At 60.0% G+C, this 2,294-nt stretch carries 2 protein-coding genes and 1 pseudogene; all 3 read left to right on the forward strand.

All coding sequences use genetic code 11. From position 1 onward, the window contains the following. Window positions 1-183: 183 nt before the first annotated feature. A complete protein-coding gene (gene dusB / locus AC1DWI_RS20225; RefSeq protein WP_477668349.1) occupies window positions 184-1,272 on the forward strand; it encodes a tRNA dihydrouridine synthase DusB in 1,089 nt (362 codons plus the stop codon). Next, window positions 1,269-1,505: a Fis family transcriptional regulator gene (locus tag AC1DWI_RS20230; RefSeq protein ID WP_348047983.1), complete on the forward strand. Its 237-nt coding sequence runs from the start codon at window positions 1,269-1,271 to the stop codon at window positions 1,503-1,505. The genes dusB and AC1DWI_RS20230 overlap by 4 nt, the downstream gene beginning before the upstream one ends. Before the next feature lie 59 nt (window positions 1,506-1,564). Further along, a pseudogene (purH, locus tag AC1DWI_RS20235) lies at window positions 1,565-2,294 on the forward strand (bifunctional phosphoribosylaminoimidazolecarboxamide formyltransferase/IMP cyclohydrolase); the annotation flags it as partial.

A 2,294-nucleotide genomic window follows, 5' to 3' on the forward strand; every position in this document is an offset into this window, starting at 1 on the left:
GGGCCAAAAGTTCTATCAGGCGGTGAATCCAGGCTTCCATATATCTATTTGAGTATAGGCATGACGGGCCAGCCACCCTGTCAGGAAGACGCTTACAACTCCGTGTGCAAATTTCAATTGCTGAAATTTTGGGCAGGTACAATCGTGCCTCCTTTTTCAGCAACCTCGCAGCGCTCACTTCCCATGAACATCGGCCCTTACGCTTTGGCGAACAACCTGTTTGTCGCGCCCATGGCTGGTGTCACGGACAGGCCGTTCCGCCAGCTCAGCAAGAAGCTCGGTGCGGGCTATGCGGTCAGCGAAATGGTGACCTCTCGCCGCGACCTGTGGGATACGCTGAAGACTTCGCGCCGTGCGAACCACGAAGGTGAGGCCGCACCGATCGCCGTGCAGATTGCCGGTACCGACGCGCAGATGATGGCCGAGGCCGCCGCCTACAACATCGACCGCGGCGCGCAGATCATCGACATCAACATGGGCTGCCCGGCCAAGAAGGTCTGCAACAAGTGGGCGGGCTCGGCGCTGATGCAGGACGAACCCCTGGCGCTGCAGATCGTGGATGCGGTGGTGGCCGCCTGCGCACCGCGCAATGTGCCGGTCACGCTCAAGATGCGCACGGGCTGGTGCCAGGCTGAAAAGAACGCCCTGGCGATTGCCCGTGCCGCCGAAAGTGCCGGCGTGCAGATGATCACCGTGCACGGCCGCACGCGCGAGCAGGGCTACAAAGGCCATGCCGAGTACGACACAATTGCCGCCGTGAAAGCCGCGCTGCGCATTCCGGTGGTAGCCAACGGCGATATCACCAGCCCTGAAAAAGCGCGTGATGTGCTGGCGTATACCGGTGTCGATGCCGTGATGATTGGCCGCGCTGCGCAGGGGCGTCCGTGGATTTTTCGCGAGATTTCACATTTCCTTTCAAGCGGCACGCATCTTGCGCCACCGCTGGTGGCGGAAGTTGAACGCCTGCTGCTGGACCATTTGCGTGACCACTACGATTTGTACGGTGAATACACCGGCGTGCGGACGGCGCGCAAACACATCGGCTGGTATGTGAAGACCTTGCCCGGTGGTGAGGCGTTTCGCGCGCAGATGAACCTGCTGGAAGACTGCGAAGCGCAACTGAAGGCGGTGAGTGCTTTTTTTGAAGGGCTGGGGGCGCAGATGGACCGGATTCCGGCTGCTGCCGTCGAGGTTGATGACGAGGGCGTGCCTGTGCAGGCACGGGCGAACAAAGATAAAAATCAGGAAAATCAGGAAGAAGCTGCTGCATGAGCAAAAAACATATCGAAGAGTGCGTACGCACCAGCCTGGAAGGCTATTTCAAGGACCTGCGTGGCACCGAGCCCGACGGCATGTACGAAATGATGGTCAAGGTGGTGGAAAAACCGCTGCTGGAAGTTGTCATGCAGCATGCCGAGCAAAACCAGTCGCGCGCCGCCGAATGGCTGGGCCTGAACCGCAACACCCTGCGCAAGAAGCTGGTTGAGCACAAGCTCATCAAATAAAAAAACACGCTCCCATGGTCCGGCCCTTTCGCCGGCCATCCTCTTTAGAGAAGACAAAAATGAACGCACTGATTTCCGTTTCGGACAAAACCGGCATCCTCGAATTCGCGCAGGCGCTGCATGCCCTGGGCATCAAGCTGCTGTCCACGGGCGGCACGGCCAAGCTGCTGGCTGACGCCGGGCTCCCGGTGACCGAAGTCGCCGATCACACCGGGTTTCCGGAAATGCTCGACGGTCGCGTCAAGACCTTGCACCCGAAGATTCACGGCGGCCTTTTGGCCCGCCGCGATGTGCCGGAGCACATGGCGGCGCTGACAACCCACGGCATTGACACCATCGACTTGCTCGTGGTCAATCTTTATCCGTTTGAGTCGACGGTCGCCAAGCCCGGCTGCACGCTGGAAGACGCGATTGAAAACATCGACATCGGCGGCCCCGCGATGGTGCGGTCGGCGGCCAAGAACTGGAAGGATGTCGGCGTGCTGACCGATGCCTCGCAGTATGAAGGTGTGCTGGCCGAATTGAAAACCGGCGGCAAACTKACCGACAAGACCAAGTTCGCCTTGTCGGTAGCGGCATTCAACCGCATCAGCCAGTACGACGGCGCGATCAGCGACTATCTCTCAGGCATCCAGGCCGACGGCAGTCACGGTATGTTCCCCGGCCAGGCCAACGGGCGTTTCGTGAAAGTGCAGGACCTGCGTTACGGCGAAAACTCGCACCAGCAAGCTGCGCTGTACCGCGATCTGTATCCCGCACCCGGCTCGCTGGTAACGGCCAAACAATTGC

It is taken from the genome of Polaromonas sp. P3_C2, assembly GCF_056402675.1.